The organism is Pseudonocardia sediminis (assembly GCF_004217185.1).
In the GTDB taxonomy this organism is placed as follows: Bacteria; Actinomycetota; Actinomycetes; order Mycobacteriales; family Pseudonocardiaceae; genus Pseudonocardia; species Pseudonocardia sediminis.
Window position 1 is genome coordinate 4055454 of the sequence record NZ_SHKL01000001.1, and the last position, 15957, is coordinate 4071410.

At 73.8% G+C, this 15957-nt stretch carries 15 protein-coding genes; 9 read left to right on the plus strand and 6 right to left on the minus strand.

Annotated elements, in window-relative coordinates:
* Positions 1–8: 8 nt before the first annotated feature.
* Positions 9–1193, minus strand: a complete 1185-nt coding sequence (locus tag EV383_RS18765; protein ID WP_130291112.1) for a zinc-dependent alcohol dehydrogenase — start codon at positions 1191–1193, stop codon at positions 9–11.
* Between the two features lie 170 nt (positions 1194–1363).
* Between EV383_RS18765 and EV383_RS18770 the strand changes: the two genes are divergently transcribed.
* The 5 genes from EV383_RS18770 to EV383_RS18790 all read left to right on the plus strand — a co-directional run bounded on the left by EV383_RS18770 (position 1364) and on the right by EV383_RS18790 (position 8047).
* Complete coding sequence (locus tag EV383_RS18770) at positions 1364–2500, plus strand: spore photoproduct lyase family protein (protein WP_130291113.1); 1137 nt, start codon at positions 1364–1366, stop codon at positions 2498–2500.
* A 68-nt stretch (positions 2501–2568) separates the two neighbouring features.
* Positions 2569–4071, plus strand: coding sequence for an FGGY-family carbohydrate kinase (locus tag EV383_RS18775; RefSeq protein ID WP_130291114.1), 1503 nt, complete (start codon positions 2569–2571; stop codon positions 4069–4071).
* 180 nt (positions 4072–4251) lie between these two features.
* Entirely contained in the window at positions 4252–4857 is a 606-nt protein-coding gene (locus EV383_RS18780; RefSeq protein WP_130291115.1) for an NAD(P)H-dependent oxidoreductase, read from the plus strand.
* Positions 4858–5016: 159 nt separating this feature from the next.
* The gene (locus tag EV383_RS18785) at positions 5017–5823 is read left to right on the plus strand and encodes an SAM-dependent methyltransferase (protein ID WP_130291116.1); all 807 of its coding nucleotides are present in this window, start codon (positions 5017–5019) and stop codon (positions 5821–5823) included.
* 37 nt (positions 5824–5860) lie between these two features.
* Entirely contained in the window at positions 5861–8047 is a 2187-nt protein-coding gene (locus EV383_RS18790) for a putative bifunctional diguanylate cyclase/phosphodiesterase (protein WP_130291117.1), read from the plus strand.
* 22 nt (positions 8048–8069) lie between these two features.
* Here the strand turns inward: EV383_RS18790 and EV383_RS18795 are convergent, their stop codons facing one another.
* Together EV383_RS18795 and EV383_RS18800 are read right to left on the minus strand one after the other, a co-directional pair.
* Entirely contained in the window at positions 8070–8942 is an 873-nt protein-coding gene (locus EV383_RS18795; protein ID WP_130291118.1) for a YihY/virulence factor BrkB family protein, read from the minus strand.
* Positions 8932–9765 carry a TVP38/TMEM64 family protein gene (locus EV383_RS18800; RefSeq protein WP_130291119.1) on the minus strand — a complete coding sequence of 278 codons (834 nt, stop codon included), beginning with the start codon at positions 9763–9765 and terminating at the stop codon, positions 8932–8934. The genes EV383_RS18795 and EV383_RS18800 overlap by 11 nt, the downstream gene beginning before the upstream one ends.
* Positions 9766–9971: 206 nt before the next feature.
* Between EV383_RS18800 and EV383_RS18805 the strand changes: the two genes are divergently transcribed.
* Both EV383_RS18805 and EV383_RS18810 read left to right on the plus strand, forming a co-directional pair.
* Positions 9972–10637: a stage II sporulation protein M gene (locus EV383_RS18805; protein WP_242623198.1), complete on the plus strand. Its 666-nt coding sequence runs from the start codon at positions 9972–9974 to the stop codon at positions 10635–10637.
* Between the two features lie 110 nt (positions 10638–10747).
* Positions 10748–11653: a glycosyltransferase family 2 protein gene (locus EV383_RS18810; RefSeq protein ID WP_130291120.1), complete on the plus strand. Its 906-nt coding sequence runs from the start codon at positions 10748–10750 to the stop codon at positions 11651–11653.
* On the opposite strand, the gene EV383_RS18815 is transcribed toward EV383_RS18810, so the two are convergent.
* Positions 11592–12272, minus strand: coding sequence for a response regulator (locus EV383_RS18815; protein ID WP_130291121.1), 681 nt, complete (start codon positions 12270–12272; stop codon positions 11592–11594). The genes EV383_RS18810 and EV383_RS18815 overlap by 62 nt on opposite strands.
* Complete coding sequence (locus EV383_RS32685) at positions 12260–13432, minus strand: sensor histidine kinase (protein WP_130291122.1); 1173 nt, start codon at positions 13430–13432, stop codon at positions 12260–12262. Before EV383_RS32685 ends, EV383_RS18815 begins: the two co-directional genes overlap by 13 nt.
* 177 nt (positions 13433–13609) lie before the next feature.
* Between EV383_RS32685 and EV383_RS18825 the strand changes: the two genes are divergently transcribed.
* Positions 13610–14452: a thioesterase family protein gene (locus EV383_RS18825; protein WP_165438397.1), complete on the plus strand. Its 843-nt coding sequence runs from the start codon at positions 13610–13612 to the stop codon at positions 14450–14452.
* A gap of 107 nt (positions 14453–14559) precedes the next feature.
* Positions 14560–14925: an NADH-quinone oxidoreductase subunit A gene (locus tag EV383_RS18830; protein ID WP_130291124.1), complete on the plus strand. Its 366-nt coding sequence runs from the start codon at positions 14560–14562 to the stop codon at positions 14923–14925.
* Between the two features lie 18 nt (positions 14926–14943).
* Here EV383_RS18830 and EV383_RS18835 read toward each other — a convergent pair whose 3' ends face one another.
* Complete coding sequence (locus EV383_RS18835; RefSeq protein WP_130291125.1) at positions 14944–15789, minus strand: TetR-type transcription factor C-terminal domain-containing protein; 846 nt, start codon at positions 15787–15789, stop codon at positions 14944–14946.
* Positions 15790–15957: the final 168 nt, after the last annotated feature.

Consider the following 15957-nt stretch of genomic DNA (forward strand, 5'->3'; position numbering starts at 1 on the left):
GGTGCGGGTCAGGGCGTCAGCACGACCTTCATCGCGCCGTCCTGCTTCTTCTGGAAGATGTCGTAGCCGTGCGCGGCCTCGGACAGCGGCAGGCGGTGGGTGGCGAAGGAGTCGACGCCCAGCGGGTCGTCGGCGCCGGTGAGCAGCGGCAGGATGTCGGGCACCCAGTGCTTGACGTTGGCCTGGCCCATCCGCAGCTGGATCTGCTTGTCGAACAACGTGATCATCGGCATCGGGTCGGCCGCGCCGCCGTAGACGCCGATCACGCTGATCGTGCCGCCGCGGCGGACGATGTCGATCGCGGAGTAGAGCGCCGAGAGGCGGTCCACCCCGGCCGTCTTCAGCAGCGGGGCCGAGACGGCCTTCGGCAGCACGCCGGCCACCTGCTGGATGCCCCAGGCCACGGGCGAGCCGTGCGCCTCCATCCCGACGGCCTCGATCACGGCGTCGGCGCCGCGGCCGTCGGTCATGTCGCGGATCGCCGCGCCCGGGTCCTTCGTGACGTTCAGGTCGACGACCTCGACGCCGTGCGCGCGGGCGCGGGCGATCCGCTCGGGTACGAGGTCCACGGCGATCACCTGCCCGGCGCCCTGGTGCTGCGCGATCCGGGTCGCCATCTCCCCGATCGGCCCGAGGCCGATCACGCAGACCGAGCCGTCCTTCGGGATGTCGGCGTAGGCGACCGACTGCCACGCGGTGGGCAGCACGTCGGAGAGATAGACGAACCGGTCGTCGGAGTGCTCGTGCGGGACGACGATCGGGCCGTACTGGGCCTGCGGCACCCGCAGGTACTCGGCCTGCCCGCCCGCGACCTCGCCGTAGAGCTTGGAGAACCCGAACAGCGCCGCGCCCATGCCCTGGTCACGGACCTGGGTCACCTCGCACTGGGTCTGCAGGCCGCGCTCGCACATCCAGCAGGACCCGCAGGCGATCTGGAACGGGATCACGACCCGGTCGCCGACGTTCAGGTTGGTCACCGCGGAGCCGACCTCCTCGACGATGCCCATCGGCTCGTGGCCGAGGATGTCGCCCTGGCCCATGAACGGGCCGAGCGTCTCGTAGAGGTGCAGGTCCGAGCCGCAGATGTTGGTCGTGGTGACCCGGATGACGGCGTCGGTCGGCTCCTGGATCGTCGGGTCCGGGACGGTGTCCACCCGGACGTCGTTCTTGCCGTGCCAGGTCACTGCCTTCACAGGTACTCCTCCATAGACGTCGTTCCGCCCGGTCGCATACCCGCGACGTGCCGGCTCAACCCGACTCGGCGGTGCGCGGATCGACGGCCCCGATCCCCTGCCGCGCACGGAATGTGACACCCGGCGCCGGCGTTCTCCAGGTACCCCACCTCGACTCCCGACGGAGCTGCATGACCCTTCTGCCGACCGCTCCCGACCCGGTCACCGACACCGACATCGGGCGCGCGGCACTGCCCCGGACCCGCCTCTGGGTGCCGCGGCACGTCCAGGTGACCCGTTCGGCGTCCGAGCTGCCGCACGGACAGCGGATCATCGCCCGGTGCGAGGCCGCGGGGATCGACGACATCGAGGTCCTCTCCGGCGACCGGCTGACCGGTCTGCGCGGCGGGGACGAACGCGAGACGTACGCCCGGGCCAAGGCGACGCTGGCGGTCGTGGTCAGCCCGCCGTCGAAGCGCAGGCTGGTGCCGATCCCGCCCAGCGCCGACTGGCGCCTCGACCTGGCGGAGGGGTGCCCGGCGCACTGCCAGTACTGCTACCTCGCCGGTTCCCTCGGCGGGCCGCCGGTGACGCGGGTGTTCGCGAACCTGCCCGAGATCCTGGCCGGGATGGACGGCTACGTCGGTGCCGGTGCGGTCACCTCGGGCACCGACGAGCGCGGTCACGAGGGCACGACGTTCGAGGCCTCCTGCTACACCGACCCGCTGGGCATCGAGCACCTGACCGGCAGCCTGTCCGAGGCGATCTCGCACATCGGGACGCACTCCTTCGCCGGGCCGGTGCAGCTGCGCGCCACGACGAAGTTCGCCGGCGTCGGGCCGCTGCTCGACCTGCCGCACGGCGGGCGCACCCGGATCCGGGTGTCGGTCAACTCGGCCGCGGTGTCACGCCGCTTCGAGGGCGGCACCGACCGGGTCGCCGCCCGGCTGCATGCGCTCGGCAGCCTGGCCCGGGCCGGCTACCCGGTGGGCCTGACGATCGCCCCGATCATGCCGCTGGACGACTGGCGCGCCGAGTACGGCGCCCTGCTCGACGCCGCCGCGGCCGAGCTGGCCGGCGTGCCGGACCTCGACCTCACCGCCGAGTGCATCACCCACCGCTTCACTCCCGGCAGCAAGCAGGTGCTGGAGAGCTGGTACCCCCGCACCCGCCTGGAGATGGACCCGGACGAGCGCACCCGCAAGCACGGCCGCTACGGCTCGGTGAAGTACGTCTACCCGGTCGCGGTGATGCGCGAGATGCGGGCGTGGTTCGACGACGCACTCGCCGAGCGTCTACCGGCCGCGCGCACGCTGTACTGGACCTGATCGCCCCTGGATCAGGCGAGTAGCCGATCGTCCCCGACGGAGGTCCCGCCGTGCGCGAGACTCCGTGCATGGGGGATCGGATGTACATGGGCATCGACATCGGCACGTCGGGCTCGAAGGGCGTCCTCATCGACGGCGACGGGACGCTGCTCGCCCGCGAGGACGTCGCGCACGAGACCTCCCGTCCGCAGCCGGGCCGGGTCGAGCACGACGCGGAGACCGTGTGGTGGTCGGACTTCACGACACTGGCGCGCCGGCTGCTCGCCGCCGCGGGCGGGCGCGCCCCGACCGCGCTCGGGGTCAGCGGCATCGGGCCGACCCTGCTGCCCGCCGACGCCGACGGGACGCCGCTGCGCCCGGCGATCCTCTACGGCGTCGACACCCGTGCCGCGACCGAGATCGACGAGCTCACCGCGGAGCTCGGTGCCGAGGCCGTCCTGCGACGCGCGGGCACCGCGCTGTCGTCGCAGGCCGTCGGCCCGAAGTGGCGGTGGCTGGCCCGGCACGAGCCGGAGGTGATGGAGCGGACCGAGCTGTTCCTGATGTGCAGCTCCTACCTGGTGCACCGGCTGACCGGCGAGTACGTGCTCGACCACCACTCGGCGAGCCAGTGCGACCCGATGTACGACCTGCACGCCGCGGACTGGGCCCACGACTGGGCCGAGCGCACCGCACCCGGCCTGCGGCTGCCCCGCCTGCTGTGGCCGACCGAGATCGCCGGGACCGTCACCGCACGGGCGGCCGCCCAGACCGGGCTCCCCGAGGGACTCCCCGTCACGGCGGGGACCGTCGACGCCTGGGCGGAGGCGGTGAGCGTCGGGGTGACCGACCCCGGCGAGGTCATGGTCATGTACGGGACCACGATGTTCCTGATCGAGATCCTCGGTTCGCCCGTCCCGCACCCGGCGATGTGGACCACCCGCGGGGCGTTCCCCGGCACCTACTCGCTCGCGGCGGGCATGGCGACCTCCGGCGCGGTCACGAACTGGCTGCGCGACCTCGTCGGCGGCGACCACACCGAGCTCGTCGCCGCCGCGGCCGACGTCGCACCCGGGAGCGGCGGCCTGCTCCTGCTGCCCTACTTCGCCGGGGAGCGCACGCCGCTGTTCGACCCGGACGCCCGCGGCGTCCTCGCCGGGCTGACGACCGGGCACGGGCGCGCCGAGATGTACCGCGCGGTGCTGGAGGGCATCGCCCACGGGGTACGTCACAACCTGGAGGTGATGCGCGACGCCGGCGGCACCGCCGACCGTCTCGTCGCCGTCGGCGGCGGTACGCAGGGCGGACTGTGGACGCGGATCGTCACCGACGTGACCGGACTTCCCCAGCACGTCCCCCGCCAGACCGTCGGCGCGTCGCTGGGCGATGCGTTCCTCGCCGCCATCGCCACCGGCGCGCGCCCCGACATCCGGGTCTGGAACCCGGTCGAGCACACCATCGAGCCGGACCCGGCCGCGGCGGCGACCTACGCGGAGTACCACCGGCACTACCGCTCGCTCTACACCGGCACGGCCGACATCGCGCACTTCCTGGCCCGCCAGCAGCGACGCGACGACGCCGGGAGCCGGTGACCCCACGCACGTCCCGGCGTCCTCGACGGGCGGCCCGTGGCGCCGCCGGTAGTCTGGCGGCACTGCGCGACGACGACGGCCCCGGCCTCCCGTGCCGGCCGATTCCCACCGTCCGCAGGTCCCCCGCCGAACCCCGGTCCCCGGCTCTGCGTCGTCTCCACCCACATCCAGGAGCACCGCATGAGCGACGTCAACCTCGCGATCGTCTACTACTCGGCCACCGGCACGGTCCACGCGATGGCCCGGCACGCCGCCGACGCCGCCGAGAAGTCCGGCGCCCAGGTCCGCCTCCGCCCGGTCGGCCGCGCGACCACCACCGGCGAGCGCGAGGCCACCGACGCGCAGGCCTCCTCCGCCGAGGACACCGCCACCGGCCCCGCCGCGACCGCCGACGACGTCCTCTGGGCCGACGCCGTCCTGTTCGGCACCCCGACCCGGTTCGGCAACGTCGCGGGCCAGCTGAAGATCTTCCTCGACTCGCTCGGCCCGCAGTGGGGCCAGGGGCAGCTCGCGGACAAGGTCTACGCCGGGTTCACCGCCAGCCAGACCGCCCACGGCGGCCAGGAGAGCACCCTGCTCGCGCTCTACAACACGATCCACCACTTCGGCGGCATCGTCGTCGCCCCCGGCTACACCGACCCGCTCAAGTTCGTCGACGGCAACCCCTACGGCGCCTCGCACGTCACCGGGGCGGACAACGACGCTCCGCTCGTCGACTCCGACATCGCGGCGCTGGGCCACCTCGCGAACCGCGTCGTCGACGTCGCCGGCCGGCTCAAGGGGTGACCGGCTCCCGCCACGACACCGCCTGCACGACAACGCGTACCCGGTCTCCCCGACCGGGGTCGTCCCGCGGCCCCGGCCGGACCCGGACCGAGCGCCCGCGGGCCGCGGGCGGATAGGCTCGATCACGCCGAGTACCTCGGCAGTGACTCGGGGGGTTGGATGGAGAGACCGGCGTGGGCACCGGACGAGGTCGACATGGCCCGTCCGAGCGTGGCCCGGGTGTACGACTACTACCTCGGGGGCTCGCACAACTTCGACTCCGACCGGCGGTTCGCCGGGCGGGTGCTCGAGGTCCTGCCGGAGATGGCCGCGATCGCGCAGCAGAACCGGGCGTTCCTGCGCCGCGCGGTGCGGCACCTCTGCGAGCAGGGGATCGACCAGTTCCTCGACCTCGGCTCCGGCATCCCCACCGCCGGCAACGTCCACGAGATCGCCGCCGGGGTGTCGCCGGGTGCGCGGGTGCTCTACGTCGACCACGACCCGGTCGCGGTCATGCACAGCCGCGCCCTGCTCGACGACGTCGAGGGCGCCGAGGTGATGGCCGGCGACCTGACCGACCCGCGGGGCGTCCTCGGCTCCCCCGCCGTGGCCGAGCACCTCGACCTGTCGAAGCCGGTGGCGGTGCTGCTGGTGTCGGTGCTGCACTTCGTCGACGACGACCGGCGCCCGGCCGAGGTGGTCTCCACGTACATGGGCGCCACCGCGCCCGGCAGCCACCTCGTCCTCAGCCACGCCAGCATCGCCGGGAACGACGGTGCCGCGGACGCCGAGGCCGTCTACAACCAGCAGCGCTCCCCCAACCCCATGCGGATGCGGTCGCAGGACGAGGTGACCGCCCTGTTCGGCGACCTGACCCTCGTCGACCCCGGGGTCGTGCGCATCCCGTCGTGGCGGCCCGACTCGCCCGCCGGGCCCGGAGCGGCGGCGGAGAGCTATCCCGGCCTCGCCGGGGTCGCGTACCGGTGATCGTGCCGGGCGGGTACGGCCGGATCCGGCCGACGTGATGGTCACCGGCGACGACGGGGCGGCCGTCGACCGGCTGGCGGAGGCCTGGACCGACGCGATCGAGGCCGGCAACCACGTCTCGACCAGCCGCGTCGACCTCCTCGCGGTCCTCGCCGACGCGGCGCGGCGGATCGTCGACGCGCTGGCCGGGCGCGTCGACCCCTCGGACGCGCAGTCCGTCGGAGAGGTGCTGGTCGCCGCCCACCTGACCGACCCGGTCGCCCTGCGGCGCTCGATCGACGTGATCGGCGACCACATCGCCGCCCGGCCGCGGGCCGACGGGGCGCCCGGACGCGAGCTCGCCGTGATCGGGGCACTGTCCACCGGTTACGCCCGTGCGCTGCAGGACCGGACCCGGATCGAGCAGGAACGGATCAGCGCCGCGGCGTTCTCCGCCCGTGCCGTGGCCGAGGCGGCCCGCTGGGCGTCGGAGGCCCGGTACGGGGCGGTGTTCGCCCACGCCGTGATCGGGATCAGCGTCTCCGACGTCGACGGGAACATCCTGGAAGTGAACCTCGCCCTGTGCCGGATGCTCGGCTACACACCGAGCGAGCTCACCGGGCGGTCGATCCACACGTTCATCCACCCCGAGGACACCCCCGACACCTGGAGCCGCGTCGGCGAGATGATGACCGGCGCCGTCGACCACATCCGGCTGGAGAAGGCCTACTACCGCAAGGACCGCAGCCAGATCTGGACCGAGCTGGTGGTGTCGCTGATCCGTGCCCCGGACGGGACGCCGCGCTACCTCGTCGCCATGGTCGAGGACGTGACGCAGCGGCACGAGCTGCAGTCGCGCCTGCAGCACCAGGCCGAGCACGACCCGCTGACCGGACTGCCCAACCGGACGCTGTTCTTCCGCCGGCTCACCCGGGCGCTGCACTCCGACACGGCGGTACCCGACGGGGCCGGCGATCGGGTGGGGGTGTGCTACCTCGACCTCGACGGCTTCAAGCGGATCAACGACACCCTCGGCCACGACACCGGCGACCAACTCCTGCAGACCGTCTCGAACCGCCTGCGCGCCGCCGTCGGGGCGGACGGCCACGTCGTCGCGAGAATGGGTGGCGACGAGTTCGTCGTCCTGGTCGAGCACTGCGGCTCCGTCGACGACCTGGTGCCGGCCGCGCGGCGAGCACTGGAGGCGCTGCGGGCCCCGGTCCGTCTCAACGGGCGGGAGATCGCCGTCTCGGCGAGCGCGGGCCTCGTGACCGGGAGCCGCACACCCTGCACCGGGCCGGAGGGCCGGTGCCGCTGCGGCGCGGAGCTGATGAAGGCCGCGGACACCACGATGTACTGGGCCAAGGACGACGGCGGCAACCGGTTCGCGATCTTCGACCCGCAGCGCCACCGCCGCGACGTCCGCGGGTTCGAGCTGTCGGCCCAGATGCCCGGGGCCCTGGCCCGCGGCGAGTTCGAGCTGGACTACCAGCCGCTGGTCCGGTTCTCCGACGACCGGGTCGTCGGGGTCGAGGCCCTCGTCCGGTGGCGGCAACCCGGAGGGCGACGGCTCGGTCCGGACACGTTCATCCCGCTCGCCGAGCAGACCGGCCTGATCGTGGCGCTGGGCCGGCACGTCCTGCGGGAGGCGTGCACCCAGGCCCGGGCCTGGCTCGACCGCGCCCCGGACGCCGGCTTCCACCTCAGCGTGAACATCGCCGGCCGTCAGTTGCGCGAGCCCGACATCGTCGAGCAGGTCGCACGGGTGCTGCACGACACCGGGTGGCCCGCCGGGTCGTTGCAGCTCGAGCTGACCGAGAGCGACCTGATGTCGGCGGGCGGGGGCCCGCGCAACGCCCTCTACGCCCTGGCCGAGATGGGGGTCCGGATCGCCATCGACGACTTCGGTACCGGCTACTCGAACCTCGCCTACCTGCACCGGCTGCCGGTGCACGTGATCAAGCTGGCCGGGGACTTCGTCGCGGGCGACGGGGCACGGACGGGCGCGCCGCCCGGACGCGGTGTCGACAGCCCCGTCGTCCTCGCCGCCCTGGTCGAGCTCGCCCACACCCTCGGCCTCACCGTCGTCGCCGAGTCGGTCGAGACCGGGGAGCAGGCGGACCGGCTCCGCAGGCTGGGCTGCGACGTCGGCCAGGGCTGGTTCTTCGGCCATCCCGCCGGTGCCGGCGTGGTCGGCCCGCTGCTCGGGACCCGGGTCGTCCAGGAACACGACGGCGTCGCCTGAGCCCGGCCCTACCCCCTACCCTCTAGCCCCGGCCCGCCGGGGAGAACAGCTCGTCGAGCACCACCGTCGCCCGGAACCCGCACAGCACCAGGATGTGCAGGATGTAGAGCCACAGCGCCAGGGCCGACACCGCCCCGATGATCGGCATCCCGCCGAACGGGGCGGACCACTCGACCGGGATGGCCAGGAACAGCACGAAGCCCTGCAGGAACCCGGCGATCACCGACCCCGAGCCGAACGCGCCGACCAGCAGCGCGCGCCGGTTCAGGTGTCCCGGGCCGACGAGCCCGAACACTGCCAGCAACGCCGTCGACAGGGTGATCCAGACGACGTGGAAGGCGACCACGATGCCCCACACCAGCGACCAGCCGCCCCCGGCGTAGAGCGGCCCGACGTACGGCGCCGCGGCCAGCACCGCCAGCACCAGGAGCGGGGCGACGGCGGCGACGCCGAGCAGCCCGGCGCGCCCGCGCCAGCCGGTGAGCTTGTCCGGGACCGCCGACATCTGCACGAACGCCCGGCGCAGACCCTCGCCGTAGAGGCTCGCCGGGAACAGCGCCACCAGCGCCTGCCACCACGACAGAGACAGGGAGACCGACGCCAGGGTGCGCAACGCGGTCGGCGTGCCGTGCCCGTCGGGCAGCCCGCCGACGGCACTCTCCATCGCCGCGGTCACGGCCTCCGGCCCGACCAGCGCACCGACCGCCCACAACGACACCATGGCGAGCGGGACCAGGCCGATCAGGCCGAAGTAGGTGGCGCCCGCCGCCCACAACGCCAGGTCGGTGCCGGGGAAGGTCCGGCCGACCCTCGTCGCGAGGTCGCGGGCACGCCTCCTGCCGGGCCCCGAGGCATCCGGCGTCCGGGCACGCCGGCGGCCGGGGTCAACCGTCATCGGGGCTCCCCCGCCCGGTCGAGGTGCCGGGTGACGTGGCGGTCGGTGCGGGTGTCGCCGTCCCGCCGGCGAGCGACGGTTCGGTCCGCAGACGCCTGCGGGCCAGGACGACGCCGATCAGGCCCAGCACCCCGAGGCCGCCCAGCGAGAGCAGGAACGGCAACGAGCCCGGGTCGGCCCCGTAGGCGCCGACGGCGACCAGCGCCGCCGTCCCGGGGAACGCGCCGACGATCGTGCCGACCATGTAGTCGCGCTGGCGCACCGCGGTCAGCCCCCACGCCATGTTCATCAGCGAGAAGGGCAGCACCGGGGCGAGCCGCACGCCGATCACGGCGATCACGCCGCGCCGTCGCACCAGGTCGTCCAGTGCCGCCAGGCGCGCCGCGCCACGACCGGTCCGACCGTCCAGCGAGCGGACGACCGACCCGCGTCCCAGGCGCCGGGCCAGCGCGAACCCGACCGCGGCCCCGACGAGCTTCCCGGCGAGCGTCGCCGGCAGACCCGGGCCGAGGCCGAACAGGACGCCGCCGGCCACCGCCAGGAGGCTGACCGGGACCGGGGTCAGCGACAGCCCGGCGTAGAGGACGGCCCACAGCAGCGGCCCGGCCCATCCGGCGCCGGCGATCCAGGCGCGGACCTCGTCCACCGGCGGGACGCCCACCGACACCGCGACGACGGCCGTCGCCACCAGGATCGCCAGGAGCAGCGCGGGTCGCCACCACCGGGTGGCACGGCCGGGCCGGTCCTCCCCGGGCGGTGGACCGGACGACGAGGCGGACGACGGGGCGGGCGGCGGGGCGGGATCGCCGGCCGGCCCGCTCACCCGCTCTCACGTCGTCGGGGGTCCGCGCCGCAGGGCGGCCCGTCCCCCGCGGTGCTGAGCACGCTCGGTGTGGGATGCATCCCCGCCAGTGTCTCCCGGCTCGGCGGATCCGGCTCAGGAGCCGCCCGTGCCGACGACGGTCGACCGAAGTCGCACGGACTCCCGCCATCGGACGGAGGTGGTGACCCACAGCCCTGCCTAGCGTCGTGAGCACCGACGACACCCCCTACACGAACCCGGCACGGAGCGACGACATGCAGATCCTGCGCAGGCCCATCCAGGTCATCCGCACCGACCTCGGCGCCTACCTCGTCCTGAACGTGGTGGTCTACGGGCTCTTCCTCGCCGGCTTCGCCGCGGCACTGGTGTTCCCCGAGCTGACCGCCGCGCGGGTGGAGGCGCTCCAGGCCGACGGGACGGCGGACCTGGTCGGGTGGCTGTTCGACAAGGTCTGGTTGTTCGCGCTGGTCATCCTGGGGGTCAACACGCTCACGGTCGGGGTGGCGTCGATCCTGCTGCCGTCGATGGTCGTGCCCTTCGCCGGCGTCGCCGTGTTCGCCTACCGGGCGTTCACGATCGGCACCACGCTCGCCCCGGTCGACGAGAACGGCTGGCTCATCCTGATCCCGCACTCGCTGACGGTCGTCGTCGAGTTCCAGGCCTACGTCCTTCTCGTGCTGGGCGCCTACCTCCTCGGGCGGGCCTGGCTGCGGCCGGCGACCGTCGGGGTCGCGACCCGCCGCCAGGGCTACGTCCGCGGGCTGCGGCAGGCCGGGTGGGTGGCCGTACCCGCGTTCGCGCTGCTCGTGTTCGGCGCGGTCTACGAGGCGTTCTCGCTGAGGTACCTGGTCCCCCTGCTGCTGCAGGGATAGACGCCCGGCCGGACCACCCCGTGGGTGTCCGGCGCCACACGGCCTTGAGTGTGCCGCTGCGGCACGGCCCCTACTGGACACACACAGCCCCGAGCAGGACGGACACGACCATGACAGACGGGATCCGGCACGCGACCCGACCGAGGCCGAGCGCCGATCCGGAGGTCCTCGACCGGCGCCTCCCGGCCCCGGCCCGGACACGGCCCGGCCTGCATCCGGCCGTCAGCGTCGTGGTCCCCACGCGCAACGAGGCGAGGAACCTCGAGATCGTCCTGCCCGCGATCGCCGCCGTGCGGCCGGCGGTGCACGAGATCATCGTCGTCGACGGCCACTCCACCGACGGATCGCTCGACGTCGCCCGCCGGGTGCTGCCCTCGGTCCGCACGCTCACCCAGACCCGCACGGGCAAGGGCAACGCCGTGGCCTGCGGGTTCGCCGCGGTGACCGGTGACGTGGTGGTCATGTTCGACGCCGACGGCTCGGCTGACCCGGACGAGATCCCCGCCTTCGTCGCCGCGCTCGTCGCGGGCGCCGACGTCGCCAAGGGGAGCCGGTTCACCGACGGCGGCGGCAGCGACGACATCACGTTCCTGCGCCGGGCCGGCAACGCCGGTCTCAACGGCGTCGCGAACGCGCTGTTCGGCACGTCCTTCACCGACCTCTGCTACGGCTACAACGCCTTCCGGGCCGACGTGCTCCCGGCGTTGGAGCTGCCCGCGGTCGACGCACCGGCGCCGCCCGGCGGCATGCTCCGGGGTGACGGCTTCGAGATCGAGACGATGCTGCACTGCCGGATCGCCGCGGCCGGCCTGTCGGCCACCGAGGTGCCCTCGGTCGAACGACGGCGGATGTTCGGCGACACGAACCTGCGCACGTTCGCCGACGGCGCCCGCGTGCTGCGCACCCTGCTCGCCGAACGTCGCCGCGGTTCGCTCCGGTCCCGCCGCGGGACGGTCAGCCCGGCGGGTCGAGGTCCGCGTCGTGGACGAGCAGCGCCACCTGCACCCGGTTGTTGAGGTCGAGCTTGGTGAGGATCGCCGAGACGTGGGTCTTGATCGTGGCGACGCTGAGGTGGTGCCGCGCGGCGATCTCGGCGTTCGACCGGCCGGCGCCGAGCTCGAGCGCGATGGTGTGCTCCCGCGCGGCGAGCAGCCCGAGCCGGCGGCGCGCCGCCTCCCGGCCGGTCTCCTTCCCCGGCCCGGTGACGCGGTCGATGAGCCGCCGGGTCACCTCCGGCGAGAGCACCGGACGCCCCTGGGCCGCGTGCCGGACGGCGAGGACGAGCTCCTCGGGCGGGGTGTCCTTGAGCAGGAACCCGGCCGCCCCGGCGCGCAGGGCGCGCAGGACGTGCTCGTCGGCGTCGAACGTGGTGAGCACGACGACCTGGGGTGCCTGCGGGCGGCGCCGCAGCGTCTCGGTCGCGGTGAGCCCGTCCATCCCGGGCATCCGGATGTCCATCAGGACCACGTCCGGCGCGTGCCGCTCGGCGAGCACCAGGGCCTCGGCCCCGTCACCGGCCTCGGCCACCACCCGCAGGTCGGGGGCACCGCGCAGCATCATGGTGAGACCGAAGCGGACGACCGCGTCGTCGTCGGCGACCAGCACGTCGACCGTCGGTTCGCTCACGACGGCCACGGTAGCCGCATCGCGACCCGCCACCCGCCGGACGGGGTCGGGCCGTGGTCGAGCCGGCCGCCGACGATCCGCGCCCGCTCGGACAGCCCGCGCAGCCCCTCCCCCGACCCCGCCGGGCTCTCGACGACCTCCGCGGACCCGGCCGGCGTCCGGTTCTCGACCTCGGTGACGAGGTCGTCGCCGGGATCCCCGGAGATGCGCACGACGATCGGCGCGCCGGGAGCGTGCTTGCGGGCGTTGGTCAGGCTCTCCTGCACGAACCGGTAGACGGTGCGCCCCACGGTCTCGCCGACCGGATGGTCACCTGTCGTCACCCCGGGGCGATCGTCCAGGTCGACCGGTGTCCCGGCCCGTCTCGTCTCGTCGATCAGCTCGGCGACGTCCGCGACACCCGGCAGCGGCAGCTCCCCGACCGGGGCGCGGAGCACCCCGATCACCTCGCGCAGGTCCTGCAGGGCGCGGTGCGCGTTCTCCCGGATCACCTCCGCCGCCCGTGTGGTCTCCTCCGCCGTCGCGTCCCGGTGGAACGCCAGCGCGCCCGCGTGGACGCTGAGCAGCGACAACCGGTGGCCGAGGACGTCGTGCATCTCGCGGGCGAGCGTCTCGCGCGCCTCGTGCTGGGTGCGCTCGGCGCGCAGCCCGGCCTCCACCTCGGCCATCGACGCACGTTCCCGCAGCGAGGCGATGAGCTGGCGCCGGCTGCGGACGAGCAGGCCCCACGCCACCGCGACGACCGGCCCGGAGAGCACGAACGGGATCAGCAGCCACGCCGGAGCGGCGGGTACCGGGTGCAGGACGTAGAAGACCCCGATCGCCGCCAGGACCGCCCCGGCCGTCGCCGCCGTCTCCCGGGTCGGGCGGTGCACGGCCACGGTGAACAGGGCGACGAGAGCCGCCACCGACGCCGACTCGGCGACGGCGGAGAGCGCGACGACGATCCCGGCCACGGGCAGCGTGAACCGGCGCCGCCACCACAGCGCGAGACAGCCCAGGAGCCCGGCGGCCAGATCGAGGGCCGCGACCCAGGACGGCACCGCGTCCGGGAGGTTCAGACGGATCAGCAGGCCCAGGCCCCCGACCACGGCCGGGACCACGACCAGCAGGGCGTCGGTCGCGCGTGGGTGCCACGACCGTCGTCCCGACTCGGCAACCGCGTTCATCGACCCGAGCCTAGGGCGGGTGGGGCGCCGGTTCCTCCTCCTGACGGCCACCGGCTCTCCTCCTTCGGTCGGAGAGGGACGGGCCGCTCGACCCGTCCCTCTATGATCACCGTCCGCCGGTGGTGCACCGCGCGGACGCGACCCGGCGACGATCCGGGCGGTGACGGAGGGCAGGTCGTGGCGTTCTTCCGGTCGGAGATCCAGAACGGTGCGGAGGTCCTGGTCCCCGAACCGCGGGCCCGGAGCGGGTGGAGTGGTCCGGGGCAGATCCGGGGAACCGCCGTCAGCGGCGCACTGGGCCGTGCCGCCGAGCGGGCCGTCTCGGAGTGGGACGACGTGGCGCGCTTCCGGCCCGTCCGGTGGACCGTGGACCTCTTCCGACCGGCGGCGATGGCGCCCGTGAGCACGAGCGCGACGGTCGTCCGGCAGGGACGGCGGCTGCGCCTGGTCGACGCCCACCTCCTGCAGGACGGGAAGGTGGTCGCCCGCGCCAGCGCCCTGCTGCTCGCCACCGACGGCGCCCCGGTCGCCGGCGAGGTCTGGTCCGGGGACCCCGCGCGCGACGACCCGGCCGCCGCCCTCCCACCCGTCCCGGACATCGAGCCCGAGACGAAGGAGCAGGCCCTCTACTTCAGCGAGGAACTCGGGTGGACCGGCGGCGCCGCGCCCCACCGCAACGCCACCCGCAAGGCGGTCTGGCACCTCCCGGAGGCGCTCGTCGACGGCGAGACGCCCACCCCGTTCCAGCGGATCGCGACGGTCGCGGACTCCTCGAACCTCGCCGGGAGCTGGGGCAGCCACGGCGTCGAGTTCATCAACGCCGACCTCACGCTCACCGTCACCCGTCTCCCGCCCGACGACGGCGGGATCGGCATCATCGCCGAGGGCCGGAACCAGGGCGACGGGATCGCGGTCGCCCACACGAGCCTGTTCGACCGGACCGGGCTGCTGGGCACCGTGGTGCTGTCCACGCTCGCCAACGGCGCCGCGGCCGTCGACCCGCGGGCCGCCGGGCTCTGAGCGGTCCCTCCCCCGGGGCGTGCCCGACGATTGGCGAGGTTTGTCCGTTTTGGTACGTTCGGGTCGTCGGGTCGTCGACGTCGGTGCGGAAGGAGCGAGGCGCGCAGATGCTGGACTCCTACCTCCCGCTCGTGCTGCTGTTCACCCTGGCGGCGCTGTTCGCGCTGGGGTCGGCGGCCGCCGCGCCGCTCATCGGGCCCCGTCGGTACAACGCGGCGAAGCTCGACGCCTACGAGTGCGGTATCGAGCCCTCGCCCGCACCGGCCGCCGGTGGTGGCCGGATACCGGTCGCGTTCTACCGGTTCGCCCTGTTGTTCATCATCTTCGACATCGAGATGATCTTCCTCTACCCGTACGCGGTCGTCTCCGACCAGCTCGGCCTGTTCGGGTTCGCCGCGATCACGATCTTCATCGCCACGATCGGGTTCGCGTACGCCTACGAGTGGAGTCGCGGCGGCCTGGAGTGGGACTGACCGGCCCCTGACGAGGCTCTAGGGATCGATGATCCCGACGATGCCGGACGCGAACCGCACGTAGCGCTCGGCGACGTCCTCGGGGGTGAACGGACCGTCCGGGCGGTACCACTCGGCGATGGACTTGCACATGGTCACGACGGCCCGGGAGGCCTCGCGGGCGTGCGGCGTGCCCATCCGGCCGCTGTCCACCCCGGCGAGCACCTCGGCGTCGACGAGTCGTTGCTGCACCGTCCGCCGGGCCGTCATGTCGGCGCGCGCCTCCGGGTCGAGGCTGCGCATCTCGCTGGCGGCGAGGAACCCGATCTCCCGGCGGTGGGTGTGGAACAGGGCCATCGTCTCGACCAGGAGACGGAACCGTTCGACCTCGTCGCCCCCGTGCCCGACCGCCGCCCGGCAACGCCACAGGAGATCGTCCATCCCGCGGTCGAGGATGCGTTGCAGCATCACCTGCTTGCTCGCGTGGTGGTGGTAGATCCCCGCCACCGACAGGCCCGACCCGGCGGCCACGTCGCGCACCGACGCCCCGTGGTAGCCGGTGCGCAGGAAGACGGTCAGGGCGGCATCGAGGACGGCGTCGAGGTGCAACGGCCCGTACCCGCGCCAGTCCCCCTCCGGCGCCGTGCGTCCGACGGCCGGCGCGGGCCGGTCGGCCGAGAGCAGGTCCTCGACCGAGCGGCCCAGGGTCGCGGCGATCCGGTGCAGCCGCTCCACGGTCATCCGGGTCTTGCCCGTCTCGAGCTCGCTCAGGGTCGCGGGGCTGACGTCCAGGGTCCGGGCGAGTGCGCGCAGGCTCAGACCGGTCGCCTCCCGCGCGTCGCGGACGTGGCGCCCCACGTCCGGCCTGCCGACCTCTGTGGGCATGCGATCACCGTACCGGTGTGTTCGGCTGAAACGAACAGTCTGCCACCGTCCGGACCGGGTCTCGCCGTCCTTGACAGGCACGAAGAGGCGATGCGAACCTCCGATCGGGTATCCCGGGTGAGCGACCGCTCGGGTGGCGACCCAGATCCAGTCCCAGCGAGGGGAGTC

Bases quoted from the DNA above. Each gene is read 5' to 3' on its own strand.
- EV383_RS18775 (WP_130291114.1), top strand. From the start codon at position 2,569: ATGGGGGATCGGATGTACATGGGCATCGACATCGGCACGTCGGGCTCG.
- EV383_RS18780 (WP_130291115.1), top strand. From the start codon at position 4,252: ATGAGCGACGTCAACCTCGCGATCGTCTACTACTCGGCCACCGGCACG.
- EV383_RS18785 (WP_130291116.1), top strand. From the start codon at position 5,017: ATGGAGAGACCGGCGTGGGCACCGGACGAGGTCGACATGGCCCGTCCG.
- EV383_RS18835 (WP_130291125.1), bottom strand. From the start codon at position 15,789: ATGCCCACAGAGGTCGGCAGGCCGGACGTGGGGCGCCACGTCCGCGAC.
- EV383_RS18770 (WP_130291113.1), top strand. From the start codon at position 1,364: ATGACCCTTCTGCCGACCGCTCCCGACCCGGTCACCGACACCGACATC.
- EV383_RS18810 (WP_130291120.1), top strand. From the start codon at position 10,748: ATGACAGACGGGATCCGGCACGCGACCCGACCGAGGCCGAGCGCCGAT.
- EV383_RS18830 (WP_130291124.1), top strand. From the start codon at position 14,560: ATGCTGGACTCCTACCTCCCGCTCGTGCTGCTGTTCACCCTGGCGGCG.
- EV383_RS18795 (WP_130291118.1), bottom strand. From the start codon at position 8,942: ATGACGGTTGACCCCGGCCGCCGGCGTGCCCGGACGCCGGATGCCTCG.
- EV383_RS32685 (WP_130291122.1), bottom strand. From the start codon at position 13,432: ATGAACGCGGTTGCCGAGTCGGGACGACGGTCGTGGCACCCACGCGCG.
- EV383_RS18790 (WP_130291117.1), top strand. From the start codon at position 5,861: ATGGTCACCGGCGACGACGGGGCGGCCGTCGACCGGCTGGCGGAGGCC.